This is a genomic window from Novosphingobium sp. BW1 (assembly GCF_008107685.1).
In the GTDB taxonomy this organism is placed as follows: domain Bacteria; phylum Pseudomonadota; class Alphaproteobacteria; order Sphingomonadales; family Sphingomonadaceae; genus Novosphingobium.
This window is the reverse complement of record NZ_VIRF01000058.1, coordinates 290,915-310,948: the sequence shown is the minus strand read 5'-3', so window position 1 is coordinate 310,948 and position 20,034 is coordinate 290,915. Positions and strand designations below refer to the sequence as shown.

The following is a 20,034-nucleotide window of genomic DNA, read 5'->3' as shown; positions in this document are numbered from 1 at the left end:
GCTATCTTCGTTATCCGTTGTACGATTATCCGATGCGCGGGTAAAATCGGACGAGTTCGAGCCTGTGGAGGATGCTCTGGGCACCTTCCCGGTAAAGGCGGTCCGAAGCTTCCGGGCCCGCGGGGAGTCGTACATGAATACTGTTGCAGCGAAGTTGCCGGCCCGCCTGGCGACCTCGACAAAGGCCGGTTTCGGCGTGGGGCAGGTGGCGGGGCAGCTTTTCCGCGATGCGCCCTCACTCCTCCTCATGTTCTACCTGACGAATGTGATGGGCGTGGCGCCCGCGATTGCGGGGACCGCGATCTTCGTACCCAAGGTCTTCTTCAGTCTCGTCTTTGACCTGTGGATCGGCGTGGCTTCGGACCGGCTCGCGCCGCGCTTTCCGCGCCGGCGCTGGCTGCTGGTCGGCGGACTGGCTGCGCCGTTCGCGATGCTGGGCGTGTTCGCGGTGCCCGAGGCCTCGATGACTTTCCAGGTGGCCTGGGTCTTCGTAACTTTCAGCGCCTACATGGCGGTCTATTCTACGTTTTCGGTGCCCTATCTTGCCCAATTCTCGGAGATGTCGTCCGACCCGGCCGAGCGCACCGAACTGATGGGCTGGAAGCATGCCTTTACCGGTCTTGGCGTACTCATGTCCTCCTCGGTTGCGCCCATGGCCGTCAACGCGCTGGGCACCGACCGTCCGGCCTATCTCATCACAATGAGTTTGATCGGGATCATCTGCCTTGTCTGCCTGCTGGTCGCCTGGCGCTTTGCAGCGCGCATCCCCGAACCGGCCGAAGTGGCAACGCCGCTTGCCGCACGCGACCTGCCCCGTGCCTTTTCGGACCGCCGTTTCATGATCTTGTGTCTCTCGGCCATCGTCATGACGGTGGCGGCGGGCATCAGCTACGCCAGCTTCCCCTTTTTCGTGAAGTACGCGATGGCCCGCCAGGAGCCCCTGCACGACATTGGTGTGATGTCCGCGATCATGGCCTTTGCGGTAATGGGCGGTTCGCCGCTCTGGGTGATGGTTTCCAAGCGTCTCGGCAAGAAGCTTACCTATGTTCTCGCGGCGGCAGGGCACGGCTTGGTTACGCTGGTCTGGGGATACCTTCCCGATGCCCCGATCGAGGTCGCCTATGGCCTGGCCGGGCTCATGGCGGCCTGCAACGCCGGGTGGGGCACGATTGTCCTTTCGCTGCTCTCCGACAGCATTGCCGCCGCGCGGGACGACTACGGTGAGAACCGCGCCGGGTCCTACTCAGCGATCTGGTCGATCATCGAGAAGGCGGGCATTGCGCTGGGCGGCACGTTGATCGTCGGCCTGATACTTTCGGCTTTCGGTTTCGATGCGGCGGCGGCAAGTGCGGGTATGCCGCAATCGCCGCGCGCTCTGGCCGGCATCATCGTCAGTTATTCAACGGTGCCTGGCATCGCCAAGCTCGTCGCCGCTGTGATGATCTGGCGCTACGTGCACGAACATCCGTCCAACTCACAGGGAGGGGCCACGCCCGCGCATGCCTAAAATGAACGAACAGACCGGGCCGCAGGCGCCGCTCAACCTTGCCGTCATCGGCTGCGGACGTATTTCCGGCGCCCACTTCAACGCCGCGAAAGCGCGGCCTGATGGTGTGCGCATTGTTGCCACCCATGACATCGATGCCGCCCAGGCGCAGGCCGCCGCGGAGCCCTTTGGTGCGGTGGCGTGCGCCAGCTTCGAGGACGTGCTCACCATGCCCGAGGTGGAAGCGGTCCTCATCGCAACGCCAAACGGCTTCCACGCCGCGCAGTCGATGGCCGCGCTCCAGGCGGGCAAGCACGTGCTGGTCGAGAAGCCTGCTGCAGAAACCGGTGAAGAGGCGCTGGCGCTTGCGAACCTGGCATCGGAGAAGGGACTTGTCTTCGCCGTCGGTCACACCTTCCGCCACAACGACGCGGTGCGCTACATCGTCGATCGCTGGGAGGACTTCGGTAAGTTCCGCTCGCTTGAGGTATCGTCCTGCGTGTTCTGGGACGGGCCGCAGGCGCCCTGGTGGGCGACCCGCACTCCGGAGGAAGGACTGATCCTTTCGCTCTTCGCGCCCCACTCGCTCGATTTCGTCCAGCTTATCATGGGCGAGGACGATCCGGTGCGCGTCCATGCCGAAGCTGCCCGGCACCAGTCGGGCTGGCAGGGCGAGGATGAGGCCATGGTGCTGCTGGCCTATCCTGGCCGCCGCCTTGCGAGCGTCCACATCTCTTATAACCAGCCTGCCGTCCTCGACCGCAAGGTGCTGCACTTCGACAAGGGCGTGCTCGAGATCGAGCATGGCGAGATCCTGCGCTGGAACGGCGAGGAACTTGTCCATCCGCCCGAAGGCGTGCTCATCGATCCGCGCCGCATGGGCGGGCGCACGCTGGGGCACTACTTTGCTGATCAGCTGTCCGAGATGCATGCCGCTGTGCGCGGCAAGCCGCATCGGCTGCCTACGGGGCGCGATGCCGCGCGGCTTATTGCGTTGATTGATCGGGTGAAGGACTCGGCGCGCGCGAACTCGGCAGCGGACGCGATCGATCCCCCGCTGGCAGATATGCCGTAATGAGGTCGGTGCTTGCGCTTGCCCTTGGGGCACGTGCGCTCACATCGCCTGTCGGCGCAGCGCCGCCTGAACCCGACGGACACGTGCCGGCCAAGGTCGTAGCTCCGGCCCCGGAGTTTCCGCCGCGCGCGGAGGGCAGCGCCTTTGCCGAATGCCACGATTGTCCCGAGATGGTCGTGGTGCCACCGGGCAGCTTCATCATGGGTTCGAGTGAGGAGGAGCGCCACACCCTGGGCGTTCTTGCCATGTTCGACACGATGGAGGAGCCACGCCACCGCGTCACCATCGGCTATCGTTACGCCATCAGTCGCTACGAGGTGACATTCGCGCAGTGGGATGCCTGCCTCGCCGATGGCGGCTGCAACGGCTACCGGCCGGATGACGCAGGCTGGGGCCGCGGCCGCCGTCCGGTCATCAATGTGAACTTTGCCGACGTGCAGAGCTATCTGAAATGGCTGAGCGCAAAGACCGGCGCGAGCTACCGACTGCTTAGCGAAGCCGAATGGGCCTACGCCGCGCGCGGTGGCACGCAGACCTGGTATCCTTTCGGCAATGCCTTGTCGGCGGATAAGGCCAACGCCGCGCAGGTGCTGGACCGCACAACGCCGGTGGGGAACTATGCGCCCAACGGTTTCGGTCTGCATGACGTCATCGGCAATGTCGCGGAATGGACGCAGGATTGCCATCATGACAGCTATGAGGGCGCCCCCGCCGATGGCTCAGCTTGGCTGACAGGGCCGTGCGAACTTCGCAATGTGCGCGGCGGAGGGTGGAGCCTTCAGGGCTGGAGCGTTCGCGCCGCCCAGCGCATTGGCGATCCACCGGGCGCGCGCAACGATCACCTGGGTTTTCGCGTCGCGCGCGAGATGCCCCAGGACTGAGGCACCCCCTACATTCCGATACCGGAAAGCCCGGTGCGACCATGCGGGTTGCAGCGGGCTTTTTTGATGTGCGCTTGTTTTAACAGGCAGGGCCTGCACGTGACTGGTCGGCTCGCACGAAAAGGCCCGGGAGCATTGCTGCTCCCGGGCCCTTGTCGTTCGCCCTGCGGACGCCTTCGATCAGAACTTGATCGAGGCCTGCAGGCCCGCGGTGCGCAGGTCGTTGAGACCCAGCATGAGCGCGGAGTAGGTGCCGGTGTAGGCGAAGTTCGGAGTGAACGTGTAGTTGTCCGAGACCGAAACCGGAGTGTGGTTGTTGAAGATGTTGTTCACGAACACATCGACCGAGATGTTGCCGTGGGTCACACCCGCACGTGCGTTGAACAGGTGCAGGTCAGGCAGCTTCGCAAGGTTCGCTTCGTTGCTGTAGACGCCCGACTTGAAGTTCCAGTCGCCGCGCACGAACCAACGGCCATCGTCCCAGCTCGAGATGTCGCCGTCGAAGGTGATCCCAACGTTGGCCGAGTACTTCGAGGTGTTCTTCAGGTCGTTGCCCTTGAAGCTCATCGGGCCGGTGAGGGCCGTGACGGTCGGGCTGGTGAACGACTTGATGTCGCTCTCGTTGTAGGCACCGGCTGCGTCGATGGTCAGGAAGTCGACCGGACGCCAGCTCACGTCGGCTTCCAAGCCATAAAGGTCCGACGAACCCGAATTCGCGGCGGTGTTTACGAACGAACGGTTCGTCGCCTGGGTGGGGTCGGGAACGACGATCTGGACCTGGTTGATCTGGTTGCGCCACTGGGCATAATAGGCGGCGACCTGGTAACGGAACGAACCGTCGAGGCTGCGCCCCTTGAGGCCCAGTTCGTAGTTGGTGACCTTTTCCGGTTCGATCGCGAGCTCGCCGCCAGCCTCTGCCGCGGCGACCTGCACTGCGTAGGTGTTGTTGAGGATCGCGGTGTTGAACTGCGCCGGGTTCACACCCTTGGCCCACGATGCATAGACCATCATGTCGGGCGTCACGTCCCAGTCGACGATGATGCGCGGCGTGAAGTTCTTGTACTTCGAGCTCGCGAGGAGCGAGTTGGGGCCGTAGAAGCCGGGGGTCAGGAACGGGTTGTAGCCGTTGCCATCGCCCAGGATGGTCACGCCGTCTGAGTCCGAATAGGCCTCGAGCTTGTCGATCTGGTAACGGCCTTCGGCACTGATCGACACAGTGTCGGTCAGCTCGTAAGTGGCACCGAAGAACATGCCCAGCGTCTTCGAACGGCTCTTGCCGCTCGGGTTCAGGCCGCTCTCGGTAAGGTTGAAGCCGCCGCCAAGGCCCTGGTACAGGTCTGACTGCAGGTAGCTGACGCCGACGAGGCCCTGGAAGCGATCGCTTTCGTAGGCCAGGCGACCTTCGATCGACCAGTCTTCGACCTTGCGTTCGATCAGGTACGGGAAGTCGAAACCAAGCGAGCTGGTGTCGTAGCCGTCGAGGTCGATCAGGGTCGACCAGGTTTCCTTGTTGTAGCCACCAAGGACGCTTGCGGTCACGCCGTCGACCAGTTCCCAATCGGCGGTGCCGTGGAAGTGGGTGGTCTTGCGGCGCAGGCCGTAGCCCTGCACGCCATCGTTGGCATCGACAACACGGTTGGTGTCGATTGCCAGGAACTGGCGGATCTGGGTCGTGTTTTCGACGTTCGCGGTCACCGGGTTGGCAATGCTGGGCACGGTGCCGAAGAACCAGGGAACACCGGCCTGCGTGGTGCCATTGGCCTGGCCCTGAATGACCTGGTTGCCATCGGCATCGAAGACATCACGGGCGTAAAGACGGGTCTGGGCGGCCGGACCGTCCTTGTCTTCGCTCATCATGCCGAAGAGCTTGATGTTGACGTTGTGGGCCGGCGTGATGGCGAGGGTCGCACTGCCGATGACGCTCGACTGGTCGCCGAGGGTAACGCCGTTCTGGTTCTCGTAGGAACCGCCCTTCGAGTACTTCTCGCCAGTAACGCGGAAGGCAATGAGATCTTCGATGATCGGACCTTCGACCGCGCCGCGCACACGCCAGTTGTCGCGCGTGCCGATCATCCCCATGACTTCGCCGCCCCAGTAGTTGTCCGGGGTCTTGGTGACCACATTCACGGCGCCAGCGAACGTGTTACGGCCGAAGTAGGCGCTCTGCGGACCCTTCAGGATCTCGACGCGCTCGGGGCTCGAGACGTTGTTGATCTGCGAGGGCGAGGAGACGGGAACGCCGTCGATGAACGAGGAGACGGTGGTCGCCAGCGTCGTCGAGGGGGTGAATCCGCGCAGCACGACCTGCTGGAACGAGCGGTCGGCGTGGCCCGAGGACGAGTTGTTGATGTTGATGCCCGGCGAGGCCGCTGCCACGTCGTTCATCGAGACAATGCCGCGAACGTCGAGTTCCTCGGAGGTGACGGCATCAACGGTAACCGGGGTCTTCAGGATGTCTTCACCGGTCTTGCGCGCGGTGACGACGATCTCGCCGGGCACGGAAGCCGGAGAGGCGTCCTGAGCGAAGGCAGGTGCTGCGTAGAGCAGGCTGCCGGCCACGGCGAGCGTCGACAGCGTCGAGGCGAGCCGCATGGTGTTTGCAGTACGATTCATAGAAGACCCCTCAATATTAGATCTTTGGTGCGCCCCATGGGGAGGCGTTTGAAGTAATGGTCCCGGTATCCAGCGACCGGGGTTCAGTTTTTCGCTAACCGAAGGGAGTCGAATGCACGCGCATACGCGTCGATAGTCCCTGAACTCTCAGCATCCGGTCTTCGGGTGATTTTGTGTTCTCTTGTGCATCCCGGCCACTCTTTGGGAGACCTCTACGCAACGGGCGTTTTGCCTATGCGTCAGATGCAGTGGAGAGATTGGCTGCGACGTTGGTCATATGGTTGTCAAATCTGTTTGCTATTCGCCTGTCGGATGTCCGAGCACCTGACAGGAAAGATAAATTCGTAAATTTATCAAGATTCTGCTGCGGGAGCGAGTTGGCGCAACGTCCTCTTTTTGGACGGTGGCCGCGCCAGACCTGCGTTCCCGAACGCGGAGACGCTTGCATCGCCGCCGGCCGAATTGCCGGTAGTGACCAGCGCGCCGAGGCGCCCGATCTGACGAGTTGGAGCCATCCTGAAAACGTCACGCGCCCCACGGCGGCCGGGGCCGCCGCGAAGTGCGGGGGCAGGCTCATCCAATCACTCCAGCGTACGGTCGCGTCAGGTATCGCGCCGGTGCTGTGGTGATTGCGAGAGCAGGCGGGGGGCGTGCTGTGCATGGCCAGACAGGTATTCGACCTTGGCTTCGTGCAATCGCGTATCGGCATATTTATCCGATAGGTGGTCACGTGGGCGTGGGTCAGGAGGTCGATCCGGAAACTGCGTCAGGCTTTGGCGCATGATTTCTTGCAACAATGGATTTCAGGGAGCCGTTGGGCTTGTGAGCGATGCCATGGCAAGTGCGGCACGGTTCTGTGCAGCCACGGAATAGATCCACAGTATTTCAGGCCATTGCCTCGCCGTATGTTCTGAAATTCGTGGGAGTGGAGCCCGTAAATTCGGGCTGTGAGGTGTTTGTTCGACACCCGGCTCGGAGCGTGGCGAGGCGTGCGCTTCCTGCCTCTGAACGGGCCGTCGCCACCCCGTGATCGAGATGGAGCGCAGGCATGGGATTAAGGCCGAATTGCCGACGTCAAGATCCGTGCGTTTGATGATCTCGATGCTATGCACTCGACCTTTTTTTGGGGGGCAGCCGGATCCGGCTCCGAAGTTTCCGATGAAGATTGGTGTCTATCATCCCCATGGGCGCATGGAGGACTCGGTCGAGGTGATCGCGTTCGACTACGATGGGCGGGACTTCCACGGACTAGAGGGCAGACTCATTAATTGGCACACCAGAAGCGCACGCAGACGAGTTTGATGGCGGCGAGGTCGTTTTCGGGGCATTTGTCGTATCGCGTTGCGATGCCCCGGAATTGCTTGATCTGGTTGAAGAAGCGTTCGACCGAATTGCGCTGCTTGTAGAGCCAAGGCGAGAAGCCGAAGCGCTTTTTGCGGTTGGAGCGGTTGGGAATGTTGGCCCAGATGCCCCGATCCGTCAATTCGTAGCGCCGCCGGGCCATCACACCCCTCCCATCTTGGAGCGCTGTGAATCAGCATATCCGTCAAACCTCAAGCCGCTTTATGAGTTTACGGACTAACCCGGCCCGGCGCGGGCACGCAGTACGCTTTCGCAGCCCGTAACGCTTGAGCGGCGGCCCCACGGGTGGATGCTCGTCCTTGCGTGCCTAGCCCGATGGGCCGCCCGGTTCGAATTCTTCCAGGCGGCCTGATTGCGTTTCGCCGAGGCCGCCTGAAGAGTTTGATCAGCCCGCCTTCAGGCTTTCGAGATAAGCGATGGTTTCTGCTTCGCTGACAACATCAGCGTACTTCGCGTTCATGTCGAAGAGGTTTGCATCGTGGGGGCCGGCGTGGCGGTCGCCGCAGGCTTCGGCGACGACGGCCGTGCGGAAACCATGGCTCATCGAATCGACACAGCTCGCACGCACGCAGCCCGAGGTCGTAAGGCCGGTCAGAATCACGCTGTCGCATCCGGCTGCCGTCAGGGTCGAGGCGAGCGAGGTGCCGAAGAACGCGCTCGGGTACTGCTTGGAGACAATCAGTTCGTCCTCGAACGGTTCAAGGCCCGGGCCCCAGGCGCCCATCGGGTTGCCTTGCGTGAAGTTCTGAAGCGGCATGGCCTTCTCGAAGAAGCGCCCGCCGTTGAAGCCCGAGGGGTGGTAAACGACGTTCGTGAGGATGACCGGGATACCGGCTTCGCGCGCGGCGGCACGCACCCGCAGCGCCGACGCGATCGCATCTTCAACCTCCGAGTAGAGCATGTTGCCCGGCTCGAAGTAGGCCTGACAGAAGTCGATCAGGAGAAGCGCGGGGCGCTCTCCGAAGCCTACCTTGTTGTCATAGGCCTTCTTGTAATTGGCGAGGAGGTCTTCGTCGCTGCTCATCGAGGGCAATCCTTGTTCTGTTCGGGCGCTGGCGCCGGCCTGTCGTGAGGTCCGGGCTGCGCGCCTGTGGCGTATCTTGGGAGGCGCGGAAGGCAAGCGGCAAGGCTGAAGGCTTCCGCATGACGGTCAGGGCTGGGCTGCGCCGTCCGGCTCGGCTTCGGTCTCACTGGCCTCGGGAGGCAAGTTCGGCGTTCCCGCTTCGACGTAGGCGGCGATGATCTGGGCGAAGCGGACGGGAACTTCCAGCGGAGGATAGTGGCCGACATCGGGCATAAGCACACGAGAGATCTGGGCATTCGTGAGGTAGCGCGTGATCGCATCGGCGGCCGATTCCGGCAGCAGCGGGTCAGCCGTGCCCCAGATCAGGAGCGTGGGAGCCTTGACCTTGGCCATCTCGATGGCCGCCTGCTTGCCGTCCCCAATACGGGCAATGAGGCCGACGAGGTGCTTTTCCGGGAAGCGGCGGTAGAAGTCGAAGTATTCCTTCTTAGTCTGCTCGGAAATGCGCGAGCCATCACCGGCAAAGTAGGTCAGGAAAAGGTCCCAGAATTCGGGTCCTCGCCATCCGGTTTCCTGCGCCTTGGCGACGGCGTCTAGAAATTCCTGCGACATCTTCAGCCCGCTGGTGTCGACCGGATCGGACGGCGTGTTGGAAAGGATCAGCCGCTCGACCATGTCCGGGCGGCGCGCGGCAAGGTACATGCCCATGGTGCCGCCGCTGGAGACGCCCACGTAGGTCACCTTGGAGATGCCAAGCTCATCGAGCACGCCGATCGGAATGTCGGTCGGTTGCAGTGTTTCCAGGGATTTGTCCGTGGGGCCATCGGACAAGCCGTAGCTTGGCAGGTCGATGCGCACGATGCGATAGCGATCCTTGAGGAGCTCGGTCTCGCGGTCGTAGGTGCGCATCGAGCTTTCCGAGCCGTGCACCATCAGAAGGACCGGCGCATCGCGCGGGCCCTGATCCTTGTAGTGAATGGTGAGGTCGCCGATCTTTACATAGCGGCTTTGCGCGTCGCCATACATCTTGCGCAGTTCCTTGACCTTCAGGAAGGGGTACTTCGAGAGGTCCTTGGGCACCGAGAGAATTTGCGCTGTGGCAGGCGTTGCCGCGAGGCCGGCGCTGGCCACCGAGCAGGCGAGCGCAACGAGAAGGGAGAGCTTGCGGGAAATGCGCGGCATCGTGTGTGCTTCCTCGGCTTGTCGACGGGATTTCGTATTTGGGCATGCCTATCGTGGGGGGCTTACGCAACGCATGATCTCGAAAACTTATCCGACAGGTGGTGAGCCAATGGACGTCCTTTCGAGCCGTGTCCGAGAGCATTAGAAAGGAGCCCATAAATGATGGCTGCCTGTACCTGCGCCCGGCGCGTCCAGACAAACAAGGAGTATGGGGTTCTCATGGGATTTGATCGCCGCAAGTTCGCGCTGGGGGCCTCGGCCGTGGGCCTTGGCGCCATGACGGGAGCACGCTTCGCGCAGGCGGCTCCGACCAAGAAAGCCTCTGCTTCGGCCGGTCAGCCCGACGTGCTGATCCTGGGGGCGGGCATCTCGGGTCTCCATTCGGCGCACCTCCTTGAGGAAATGGGCGTGAGGGTGACGATCCTCGAGGCGCGCGAGCGCGTGGGCGGACGCATTCTAACCCTGATGGACCAGCCCGGTTACCCGGAAATGGGATTCAACTCGATGGCGGCCGGATATGGCCGCGGCATCGATGCAGCCCAGCGCGCAGGTGTCGAATTACAGGAAGTCGGGGCCCGCTACCGCATCGGTCCGCCTTCGCAGGTCTACATCGGGAATACCGCGATGACGCGCGAGGAATGGGCCCGTTTCCCGGCCAATCCCTTCCCCGAGCAATACAAGAGCGTGATGCCGGGAGAACTCGTAGGCATGCTCGTAGCGCAGAATGGCAGGCTGGACGATTGGACGCGCTGGAGCGATCCGGCCAACGCCGCGCTCGACGTCTCGCTTCACGAATTCCTCAAGGGGCAGGGCCTCTCGGACGCCGCGATCCACCTCGCCAACGATCTGGCGCCGTACTATGGCATCAATGCCTACGGCACGTCGTCGCTGATGATGGAATTCAACGACGGTTTCATCAAGACGATGATGGCCGCAGGCATGGAATCGCTGGCAGTAAAGGGCGGCAACCAGAAGCTGCCGATCGCGCTCGCCGAGCAGATCAAGGGCGATATCCTACTGGGGCGCGAAGTCCTTGGTATTGTTCAGGAGGACGCGGGCACTACTGTGTTCTGCGCGGATGGCTCGCGCTTCACCGCACCAAAGGTCATCTGCTCGCTGCCTCTCTCTGCGCTGCGCAACGTCAAGATTGAGCCCGCGCTCAACGGCGTGCAGGCCGAAGCGGTCGCTCAGCTTAGCTACCAACCCATCTCGATGGCCTTCATCACCGCCGAGAGCCCGTTCTGGGAAGAAGACGGGCTGGCGCCGGGCATGTGGACCGATGGTCTCCTCGGGAACGTCATGCCCCAGCGCTACGGCGAGGATCCCAACGAGATTACCGGATTCATTGTCCAGGCGCGGGGCAACCTGGCCCTATATTGGGACCGGATGGACCCCGAGTCGGTCAAGCAGATGATCGTACGGCGCATCGAGCAGCTACGGCCCGCCGCGAAGGGTAAGGTAAAGGCACACACCTATTTCTCGTGGGCCAAGGAGCGCTTCAACGGCGGCGATGTCTCGTACCTCGCGCCGGGCCAGTCGACCTGGGTCAACGACATGGCACAGCCCGCGGGCAACATGTACTTCTGTGGCGAACACCTCGCCACGAGCGCGCGCGGCCTTGAAGGCGCGATGGAAAGTGCCGAAAGGGCGGTGCTCGAAGTTCTCGGAGTCTGACCGGCAGGCGATCACGCCTATCCGTAAGTCGGATATTCGTTTGGAAAGAGTGGGGGAGGGGCACCGAAATATGGTCCCTGTCTCTCAATACGTTGCAAGTGAGATTAGCCCCATGGAATATGATTACGTCCCCCTTCCGCAGCGCAAGCCACTCAAGTGGCCCAACGGCGCGCGCGTGGCCCTGATCCTGACGTTCAATCTGGAAACCTGGGATCTCACCAAGGATACCGACAAGCCCTACTACGCAGGCGGTCCGGCGATCCTTCCCGACATCCTGCCGGGCAACACGCCCGACTTTCCCAACTTCTCCTGGCGCGAGTACGGCCAGCGCGTCGGTATCTGGCGCCTGTTCGACCTGTTCGACGAGCTGGGCGTGAAGGCGAGCTGCACCACCAACGCAGTCACCTTCGAGCGCCGCAAGGCAATGACCGACGCTGTCCTTGAGCGTGGCTGGGAGCTCCTCACCCACAACTGGGAGCAGGGTGAGCTTCTCACCAACTTCGCCCACGACCCCGAAACCGAGCGCGACATCATCATGCGCAGCCTCGCCCAGTTCGAGAAGTACACCGGTCGCAAGTCCAAGGGCTGGCTGTCGTCCTCGCTGCGCGGCACGCTGCAGACCGCCGACATTCTCGCCGAGCAGGGCTGCACCTTCTACTGCGACATCATGAACGATGATCAGCCCTACTTGCTGCGCACCCCCAATGGTCCGATCGTCTCGGTCCCTTATTCGAACGAAATCAACGACTTTACCTTCATTACGCGTAAGAATTTCACCACCGATCAGTACCGCGATGCCCTCATCGAGGAACTCGACGTGCTCTACGCCGAGGGTGAGAAGACCGGCCGCATCATGAACCTGGGCCTGCACCCGCACGTCTCGGGCCGCGCCCACCGCGTGCGCGCGCTGCGTGAATTCATCGAGCACGCCAAGTCGCTTCCGGGCGTCTGGTGGGCCACCCGTGAGGAAATCGCCGCCTGGTATCTCGAAAACCACGAGAGCCACATCCCCGGCCAGCTGGAAGGGTAAGAAGACCCATGAGCCGTCCTGAGAAGATCCTGATTGTCGGCGGTGGTATCGCCGGCATGACCGCGGCCGCCGCGATTGCCCAGCAGGGCTTCGCGGTGACCCTGCTCGAAAGCGCGCCCGAGTTCGGTGAAATCGGCGCAGGCGTTACGCTTTCGCCCAACGCCATGAAGGGCCTCGATTTCATCGGCGCCTGCGAGGCGGCGACCAAGGCTGGTGTCGAGCCAGCCCGCCAACGCATCCAGCATTGGGAAGACGGGCGCACGCTCGTCGAGAAGGACCGCACCGGCCAGATGGACAAGTACGGTGCGCCATACATCACCATCCACCGTGCCGACCTTCATGAGGTCCTGACCGATGCGGCCCGCAAATCCGGTGTGGACCTGCGCTGCGGCGCGCCTGTCGTCTCGAGCGAGGGCACTACGGTCACGCTCGCCGATGGCACCACCGCCAGCGGTGACCTGCTGATCGGTGCCGACGGTGTGAAGTCGGTCATCCGCGAGCGCTTCGACCCCAAGGAGCCGCACTTCACCGGGCACGTCGCCTGGCGCACGCTGGTTCCGGTGACCGACGACATCAAGGATCTCTCGGACTTCCCGGGCATCATCATCGGTCCGGGCGCGATGATCACACGCTACAACATCCGCAACTACGAGGCGATGAACCTGGTGTTCTTCGCGCGTCAGGAAGGCTGGACCGACGATGGCTGGACGACGCCTGTCGATCCCGAGGAAATCCGCAAGGTCTACCAAGGATGGTGCGGCGATGCGCAGCGCCTGATCGATGCGGCCTGTCAGCAGCCGATGTACAAGTGGGCGCTCAACGCGCGCACCGCGCTCGACAGCTGGATCATCGACGACAACGTCACCCTGATCGGTGATGCGGCCCACGCCATGACGCCGTTTCTAGGCCACGGCGCGGCCTGCGGCGTCGAGGACGCGGTTGTCCTCGCCCGCGCCCTCAAGTCATCGGACACCATTGCCGAAGGCCTCAAGCGCTACCAGGATGCCCGCCATGAACGCGCAACCTTCATCCAGGGCGAATCGAACAACAACGCTGATCGCATGCAGGGCCAGGACACCTCGCTGTTCGGCCTTGGCGAGATGAAGGACGAGGAATCGCTCGGCCTGTTCGAGTACGATCCGCGCACGGTGGAGGTATGATGACCCAGGTAACCCGTTTTGACGGTCACGCCATTGCGCCCGAGACCGAGGCATTCCTCGGTCAGACCCACAAGCTGCTGATCGGCGGCGAGTGGGTCGAGGGCAGTGGTGAGATGGAGACGCTGGACCCGGCGACGGGCCTGGCGCTGACCTCCTTCCAGACCGGCGGCAAGGCTGAGGTCGACAAGGCCGTGGCCGCCGCGCGCAAGGCCTTTGACGGCAGCTGGGGGCGCATGACGGTCGCGGCGCGCACCGCGATCCTGCACAAGCTGGCCCGGATCATGGAAGAGACCGCGACACTCCTCACCGAGCTCGACATTCTCGACAACGGCATGCCGCGTTTCATCGCGGGGCTGACCACCTCGAACGTGGTCGAGATGATCGACTACTACGCCGGTGCCATCATGCGCATTGAGGGCACTACCATTGCCCCGCCGCGTCACATCGCCGACGAGACCGAAGCGCTGACCTACACGCTTCGGGAACCCGTGGGCGTGGCAGGCCAGATCGTGCCGTGGAACGTGCCGCTTTCGACCGCGATCCTCAAGATGGCACCGGCACTGGCCGCGGGCTGCACGATCGTGGTCAAGCCTTCGGAAATGACCCCGCTCTCGGTCCTCGCGCTGGGCCAGATGATCTGCGATGCCGGTTTCCCCGAAGGCGTGGTTAACATCGTCAACGGGCTTGGTCAGGATGCAGGCGCGGCGCTCTCCGAGCATCCCGGCGTCGACAAGATATCGTTCACCGGATCGACCGCGACCGGCAAGCGGATCATCGCGGCTTCGATGGGCAACCTTAAACGCGTGAGCCTGGAGCTGGGCGGCAAGAGCCCGGTCATGGTCATGCCCGACGCCGACCTTGAACTTGCCATTCCCGGCGTTTCGATGGCGACCTTCTTCCTGCAGGGCCAGAACTGCATGGCCGGCACGCGCATCTTCGTGCACGAGAGCATCCACGACCAACTGGTCGAGGGCCTCGCCGGTTTCGCGAACTCCATGACGCTGGGTCACGGCCTCGACATGGGCTCGATGCAGGGGCCGATGATCTCGGACGCGCACAGCGCCAAGGTCATGGGCTACATCGAGGGCGCGAAGGCGGCGGGCGCGACGCTCGTGGCAGGTGGCGAGAAGCTTCACCGTCCGGGTAACTTCATCCGTCCCACCATCTTCACTGACTGCACTCCCGACATGGCCGTGACGCGCGAGGAGATCTTCGGGCCGGTCATGGCGATCCAGAAGGTTGCAACTACCGATCTGGATGAGCTGGCCGCACTCGCCAACAACACGCCCTATGGCCTGTCGGGCAGCGTGTGGACGAAGGATCTTTCGACCGCGCATCGTCTGGTCAAGCGCATCCGTTCGGGGCACGTTTCGATCAACTGCCACGGCGCTGTAGGCACCAACATTCCCTTCGGCGGCTACGGCGAATCCGGGTGGGGCCGGGAGTTCGGCAACGAAGGCCTCGATGCCTACCTTGAGACCAAGGCGGTTACCGCGCGGCTGTAAAGGCTTCGCGCGATCATGCCGACGAGATGAACAAAAGGGTCGGGAAAGCAGATTGCTTTCCCGGCCCTTTTTCTATCCGATCAATGGGGGAGGGGCTGACACCTCAGGCGTTGCCGCCCGGAACCGGGTTCGACAGGTCGTGGCTGATTGCCTGCGCGGTGCCCTTGAGGTCGTCGAGGTAAAGTTCGAGGGCTTGCGAAAGGCGCATGGCGGCGACGAAGAACACCATGGTGAGCGCCGCCTCGTAATGGCCGTTACGGAAGATGGGCACCGACACCGACGAGGTCTTGCCCGGCGTCAGGTTAAAGTGGTTGCGCCCCTGGACCGCATAGCCTTCAGCGCGGATGCGCTCCACATTGAGGCTGACTTCGGCGGTCGCAAGGTAGTTGAGATCAATGTCCTGCGAAACGCGCATGAAGCGCAGGATCATCTCACGCTCGTCGTCGGGCGCATAGGCCATCGAGACCTTACCCGAAGCGCTGTCCAGGATAGGTAGCGTGAAGCCAGGATAGTAGTGCTCGAAAGTGAGCGACGAGTTTGAGTGCGTGCTGTCGCGCAGCATCATCTCGCGGCCCACGCGAATGGCGATCGAAACCGGCCAGCCAATGCGCTTGGTCAGCCCGACGATGTGCGGGCGGGCGATGCGGACCAGCTCGTCGTCGTGCTGGAAGCCGGTGGCCAGCGTCTGCACCAGCGCGGTTGGGCGATAGCGCTTGCGCGACGGCTCTTGTTCGATCAGACCTTCATAGAGAAGGGTCTGCACGATGCGGCAGGCAGTGGGGTAGGGTACGTCCGCGGCCTTCGCGATTTCCATCATGGAGAGCGAACCATGACGGTTGATCGCCTTCAGCGCTGAAATCGAGCGCGTGATAGAGCGGATGGGGACACCTTTTTCCAACGGTCAAACTCCCTGATCGGTTCGTGCGATAACCGGAGAATGACCATTCCATTACAGATGGCCGCAAAGATCAAGCTTTTATCCGATAGGCGGATGCGATAGTCGCCTATCGGAATGGAAAGGCTTGAGTTTGAGTCAGCTTAATAATCGCGCGGGCCTACCAGGCGGGCACGATCACCTGTCGGATAGCTTCGCCCGACGCCAACTTGTCCATCGATTCGTTGATTTCCTCGAGCGGACCGACAGACGTGAGGAGCTTTTCGATCGGCAGTCGACCTGCACGCCACAGTTTGATGTAGCGCGGGATATCACGGGCCGGGATCGCCGAACCCATGTAGCTGCCCATAAGGGTCTTGCCATCGGCGACGAGCGAGACGGCTTTGATCGAGAGATCTTCTTCCGGGTTGGGAAGGCCAACGGTGACGATACGCCCACCGCGGCGAGCCGAATTATAGGCCGCGGCGAGGACGGCGGCCTTGCCGACCGTTTCGATCACGACATCGCTACCCATCGCCACTTCGTCTTCGCCCGGAGCACTGGCCGATGCGGCCCCCAGTTCGAGCGCCAGGGCGCGCTTGGTGGGCGAAGGGTCAATGGCATGGACCGGCTGTGCGCCGGCAGCGAGCGCACCGAGCAGGGCCGAAAGTCCGACGCCACCAAGACCGTAGATCGTGACGCTTTCGCCCGGGCGGACCTGGGCTGTGTTCATCACCGCGCCAACGCCGGTCAGGACCGCGCAGCCAAAGAGAGCGGCGGTTTCGGGCGAGATGTCGGAATCGATCTTCACCAGCGAACGGCGGTCGACCACGGCCTGCGTGGCAAAGGCCGAGCAACCCAGGTGATGGTGGATCGTCTCACCATCACAGGACAGACGCGAGCCGCCGCGCAGCAGTTCTCCCTTGCCATTGGCGGCTGCCCCCACGCTGCACAGGTATCCCTCGCCCGAAAGGCATTGCTCGCACTGGCCGCAGGAGGGTAGGAACACGAGCACGCAGCGGTCGCCCACGGCAAGGCCCGGCTCCTCGGGATCGCCGAGAGCGAGGACGGTGGCCGCAGCCTCATGGCCCAGCGCCATCGGCATCGGGCGCGGACGGTCGCCGTTCACGACCGAAAGGTCGGAATGGCAGATGCCCGCCGCATCGATCCGCACGAGCACTTCGCCGGGCTTGGGGTCGGCGAGGTCGATCGGCTTCACGTCCAGCGGCGCGCTGTCCGCGTAGGGCTTTGCATGGCCGCCCGAGCTTGAAAGCACGGCAGCGGCAATGCGGCGGTTCACGACAGGGGTTTCCTTACTCATCAGATCTGCGCCCACTTCTTCTCGAATGCAGTGACCTCGTCGAAACCGATCAACGAGGAAAATTCCTTGAAACTGAACAGCCCGTCCGGATTGGCCGTGCCCTGTTCCTTAAGGCCGCGCAGCGCGTTCTCCATAGCGCTGCAAGCGGCAAGCGCCATCAGCGAGGGGTAGATGGCATAGGCAAGGCCTAGTTCGGCCAGCGTCTCTGCCGAGGGCATGGCCTCGCCCGAGCTGTTCGACATGTTGGCCATGACCGGTAGGGGCAAGTCACGGCAGGCGATGCGGATTTCATCGTTGGTGGCCAGGGCCTCGGGGAAGAGGACATCGGCGCCCGCAGAGGCATAAGCCTCCATGCGGCGCATGACGCCATCCATGCCCTCGGATTGGTACGCATCGGTTCGCGCGATAATGACGAAATTCTCGTCCTGGCGCGCATCGACCGCGACCTTGATCTTCTCGACCATGTCGTCGGCCGAGATGATCCGCTTGTGCGGGGTATGGCCACACTTCTTGGGAAACTCCTGGTCTTCAAGCTGGATCGCGGTTACGCCCGCTTCCTCGTAGCCCTTGACCGTGTGGTGGACGTTGAGCAAACCGCCGTAGCCGGTGTCGCCATCGGCGATGACCCCGGCCTTGCTCGTACGAACCAGCGTTTCCATCCGGTTCTTCATTTCGGTGTAGGTCGCTATGCCGGCGTCGGGGAGGCCCCAGGCCGAGGCGGTCAGCCAGTAGCCGGTGCCATAGACGAGATCGAAGCCGACTTTGTCGGCAATCACGGCTGCAATCATGTCCTGAACGCCGGGAACGGCAAAGAACTCGCCCGCGCGCAGCTTCTCCCGGAAGATCGGATTTGCCATCAGGCCCTCATGTCTTGTGCAGGGTCGGTTCTGTGCCGACCTGGTCTGTCCGTGCAGGAAAGCGGGAGGCATCCACCTGGAGTGCCTCCCGCCCAACCGTATTTACTCAGCCGCTTGCGCTGTGCGCCACCTGGGCTGCTTGGGTGCGGGTAGGCCGGTTTCTTCGAGGCAGTTTTTGCGCAGTGTTTCGATGTCGGGGCCGAAGTTGAAGACCTCGACGTCGCCGCGCTCGGCGCGCATTTTGGTGCGCAGGTTCTCGGTGGCCTTTTCGTCGACCGCGCCGTTTGTGATGACGACGCCGTAGTCGAGTGCGCCGGTCTCGGTGACGAGGCCCTGGCCGATTTCGGTGAGGATGAGGGCGGGGTCGCGCTCGAGCGGGTCGCCCCAGCCACCGCCGCCCCAGGTGATGAACTGGAGTTCATCGCCGGCTTCGACGGGGTAGTCCTCGAGCTTGTTGCCGACCACGATCTGGGTGCCGTCGGCCTTGGTCAGGATCTTCTTGGCGCGCTTGCCCGGAAGACCGCCGTTGACGCCCCATGGCGGCACGAACCAGCGGTCGTCGTGGATCGCGATGACGCCCGGCTCATAGAAGCGGTAGACCATGTTGATGCCGTTGCCGCCGCGGTGCAGGCCCGCACCGCCGCTGTCGGCGACCGTCTCGTACTTGACGATCTCGAGCGGGAAGTAGCGCTCGAGGAACTCGTTGGGCACGTTGGTGAAGCCGGGGAACAGCGAGTGGCCGTCGGGCCCGTCGCCCATGGGACGGCCCGGGATGCCGCCAAAGCCGATCTGGAAGAGCTGGAACCACTTGCCCGCCTTGTCGTGGCCTGCGTAGAACAGGTGGGGGCTGGACGAGAAGCCGGCGGCGTTGAGGAACTCGGGCGTCTTCTGGCCAAGCAGGCCGCCCATGATATCGAACAGGCGTCCGAGCACGTGGGTACGGCCCGAGAGCGCGGCCGGGAGCTTGGGCGTCAAGAGCGAGCCTTGGGGGATGCGGATGTCGATCTGCGGGTAGTAGCCATCGATGAACAGGATCTGCGGATCGAAGACCATGATCATGTAGATGCCGAAGAACATGCGCATCATGTTCTCATTGAGCAGCATGTTGATCGAGGCCTGGCTCTGCGGATCGGTGCCGTCGAAGTCGAGAACGACGCGGCCGTTCTCCTTCCACATCGTGCACTTGATCTTGTAGGGGCCAAAGCCCATGCCATCGTCGCAGATGTAGTCCTCGAACGAGACGGGCGTCTCGCCGATCGAGCTCTCGATGAGCTGCTGCATGGCGCGGTAGTTGCGATCGAGCAGCAGGTTGGTCGCCGAGACGAAGATGTCATCGCCAAAGCGCTCGGCCATTTCGACCACGCGGTTGGCCGCGACGCGGCACGAGGCGATCAGGGCGTTCAAGTCCGCCTTGCACCAGTCGGGCATGCGCGACTGGTGCATGACCAGCTTGATGAGGTCCTCGTTGTACTCGCCCTTCTTCCAGATCTTGACGGGCGGGATGCGCACGCCTTCCTGGAAGATCTCGGTGGCGTGGATCGGCATGGAGCCGGGGACCATGCCGCCGATGTCGCTCTGGTGGCCGAACATCGAGGTGTAGGCGATGAGGCGGCCGTCCTTGAAGACGGGGAGCAGGACGAGCCAGTCGTTGCAGTGGCTGATCGCGCCGCCGACCGAGTAGGGGTCGGACAGGAAGATCATGTCGCCGTCTTCCACGGTGCCTTCATAGCCTTCAAGGAAGGGGCCGATGTAGGAGCCGAACTGACCCACGATCATGCGACCCTTGTGGTCGGCGATGAGCGGGAAGGCGTCCCCCTGTTCGCGGATGCCCGGCGACATGGCGGTGCGCACGAGGGTGGCGTCCATCTCGACGCGGGCGTTGCGAAGGGCGTTCTCGATGACTTCGAGCGTGACCGGATCGATCTCGATCTTCTCGAAGGGGGTTTCGTTGGCCTGAATGATCTGTGCGGGCATTAGAGAGTTCCTTCGC

Annotated in this window: 14 protein-coding genes and 1 pseudogene; 7 read left to right on the top strand and 8 right to left on the bottom strand. The window is 63.0% G+C overall.

What is annotated here, in order from left to right; genetic code table 11:
* Positions 1-133: 133 nt before the first annotated feature.
* Genes FMM79_RS06485 through FMM79_RS06475 form a run of 3 tightly spaced genes read left to right on the top strand, consistent with a single transcriptional unit; the run spans position 134 to position 3,442 of the window.
* Positions 134-1,507, top strand: coding sequence for an MFS transporter (locus tag FMM79_RS06485; RefSeq protein WP_162528452.1), 1,374 nt, complete (start codon positions 134-136; stop codon positions 1,505-1,507).
* A 1-nt stretch (position 1,508) separates the two neighbouring features.
* On the top strand, positions 1,509-2,561 hold the full coding sequence (locus FMM79_RS06480) for a Gfo/Idh/MocA family protein (protein ID WP_148626691.1): 1,053 nt from the start codon (positions 1,509-1,511) through the stop codon (positions 2,559-2,561).
* Positions 2,561-3,442, top strand: coding sequence for a formylglycine-generating enzyme family protein (locus tag FMM79_RS06475; protein WP_148626690.1), 882 nt, complete (start codon positions 2,561-2,563; stop codon positions 3,440-3,442). Before FMM79_RS06480 ends, FMM79_RS06475 begins: the two co-directional genes overlap by 1 nt.
* A gap of 180 nt (positions 3,443-3,622) precedes the next feature.
* Here the strand turns inward: FMM79_RS06475 and FMM79_RS06470 are convergent, their stop codons facing one another.
* The 4 genes and pseudogenes from FMM79_RS06470 to FMM79_RS06455 form a co-directional block, all read right to left on the bottom strand.
* The gene (locus FMM79_RS06470) at positions 3,623-6,055 is read right to left on the bottom strand and encodes a TonB-dependent receptor (RefSeq protein ID WP_148626689.1); all 2,433 of its coding nucleotides are present in this window, start codon (positions 6,053-6,055) and stop codon (positions 3,623-3,625) included.
* Between the two features lie 1,264 nt (positions 6,056-7,319).
* Positions 7,320-7,532: pseudogene (locus FMM79_RS06465) on the bottom strand (IS5/IS1182 family transposase); the annotation flags it as partial.
* 270 nt (positions 7,533-7,802) lie between these two features.
* Positions 7,803-8,441: an isochorismatase family protein gene (locus FMM79_RS06460; protein ID WP_148626687.1), complete on the bottom strand. Its 639-nt coding sequence runs from the start codon at positions 8,439-8,441 to the stop codon at positions 7,803-7,805.
* A 126-nt stretch (positions 8,442-8,567) separates the two neighbouring features.
* Positions 8,568-9,623, bottom strand: a complete 1,056-nt coding sequence (locus FMM79_RS06455; RefSeq protein WP_148626686.1) for an alpha/beta fold hydrolase — start codon at positions 9,621-9,623, stop codon at positions 8,568-8,570.
* Between the two features lie 219 nt (positions 9,624-9,842).
* On the opposite strand from FMM79_RS06455, the gene FMM79_RS06450 reads away from it, so the two are divergent.
* From FMM79_RS06450 to FMM79_RS06435, 4 genes are all read left to right on the top strand, one after another.
* Positions 9,843-11,297, top strand: a complete 1,455-nt coding sequence (locus tag FMM79_RS06450) for an NAD(P)/FAD-dependent oxidoreductase (RefSeq protein WP_148626810.1) — start codon at positions 9,843-9,845, stop codon at positions 11,295-11,297.
* 112 nt (positions 11,298-11,409) lie between these two features.
* Positions 11,410-12,327, top strand: a complete 918-nt coding sequence (locus FMM79_RS06445; protein WP_148626685.1) for a polysaccharide deacetylase — start codon at positions 11,410-11,412, stop codon at positions 12,325-12,327.
* An 8-nt stretch (positions 12,328-12,335) separates the two neighbouring features.
* Positions 12,336-13,487, top strand: a complete 1,152-nt coding sequence (locus tag FMM79_RS06440) for an FAD-dependent monooxygenase (protein WP_148626684.1) — start codon at positions 12,336-12,338, stop codon at positions 13,485-13,487.
* Positions 13,487-14,992 (top strand): aldehyde dehydrogenase, encoded by a 1,506-nt coding sequence (locus tag FMM79_RS06435; protein WP_148626809.1) that lies wholly within the window; start codon positions 13,487-13,489, stop codon positions 14,990-14,992. Before FMM79_RS06440 ends, FMM79_RS06435 begins: the two co-directional genes overlap by 1 nt.
* 103 nt (positions 14,993-15,095) lie before the next feature.
* On the opposite strand, the gene FMM79_RS06430 is transcribed toward FMM79_RS06435, so the two are convergent.
* From FMM79_RS06430 to FMM79_RS06415, 4 genes are all read right to left on the bottom strand, one after another.
* Positions 15,096-15,890 (bottom strand): IclR family transcriptional regulator, encoded by a 795-nt coding sequence (locus FMM79_RS06430; RefSeq protein ID WP_148626683.1) that lies wholly within the window; start codon positions 15,888-15,890, stop codon positions 15,096-15,098.
* A 157-nt stretch (positions 15,891-16,047) separates the two neighbouring features.
* Positions 16,048-17,187, bottom strand: a complete 1,140-nt coding sequence (locus FMM79_RS06425; protein ID WP_162528451.1) for a zinc-binding dehydrogenase — start codon at positions 17,185-17,187, stop codon at positions 16,048-16,050.
* Positions 17,187-18,044, bottom strand: a complete 858-nt coding sequence (locus FMM79_RS06420; RefSeq protein WP_148626682.1) for an oxaloacetate decarboxylase — start codon at positions 18,042-18,044, stop codon at positions 17,187-17,189. The genes FMM79_RS06425 and FMM79_RS06420 overlap by 1 nt, the downstream gene beginning before the upstream one ends.
* 102 nt (positions 18,045-18,146) lie before the next feature.
* Positions 18,147-20,018: a hydantoinase B/oxoprolinase family protein gene (locus FMM79_RS06415; RefSeq protein ID WP_148626681.1), complete on the bottom strand. Its 1,872-nt coding sequence runs from the start codon at positions 20,016-20,018 to the stop codon at positions 18,147-18,149.
* Positions 20,019-20,034 lie beyond the last annotated feature (16 nt).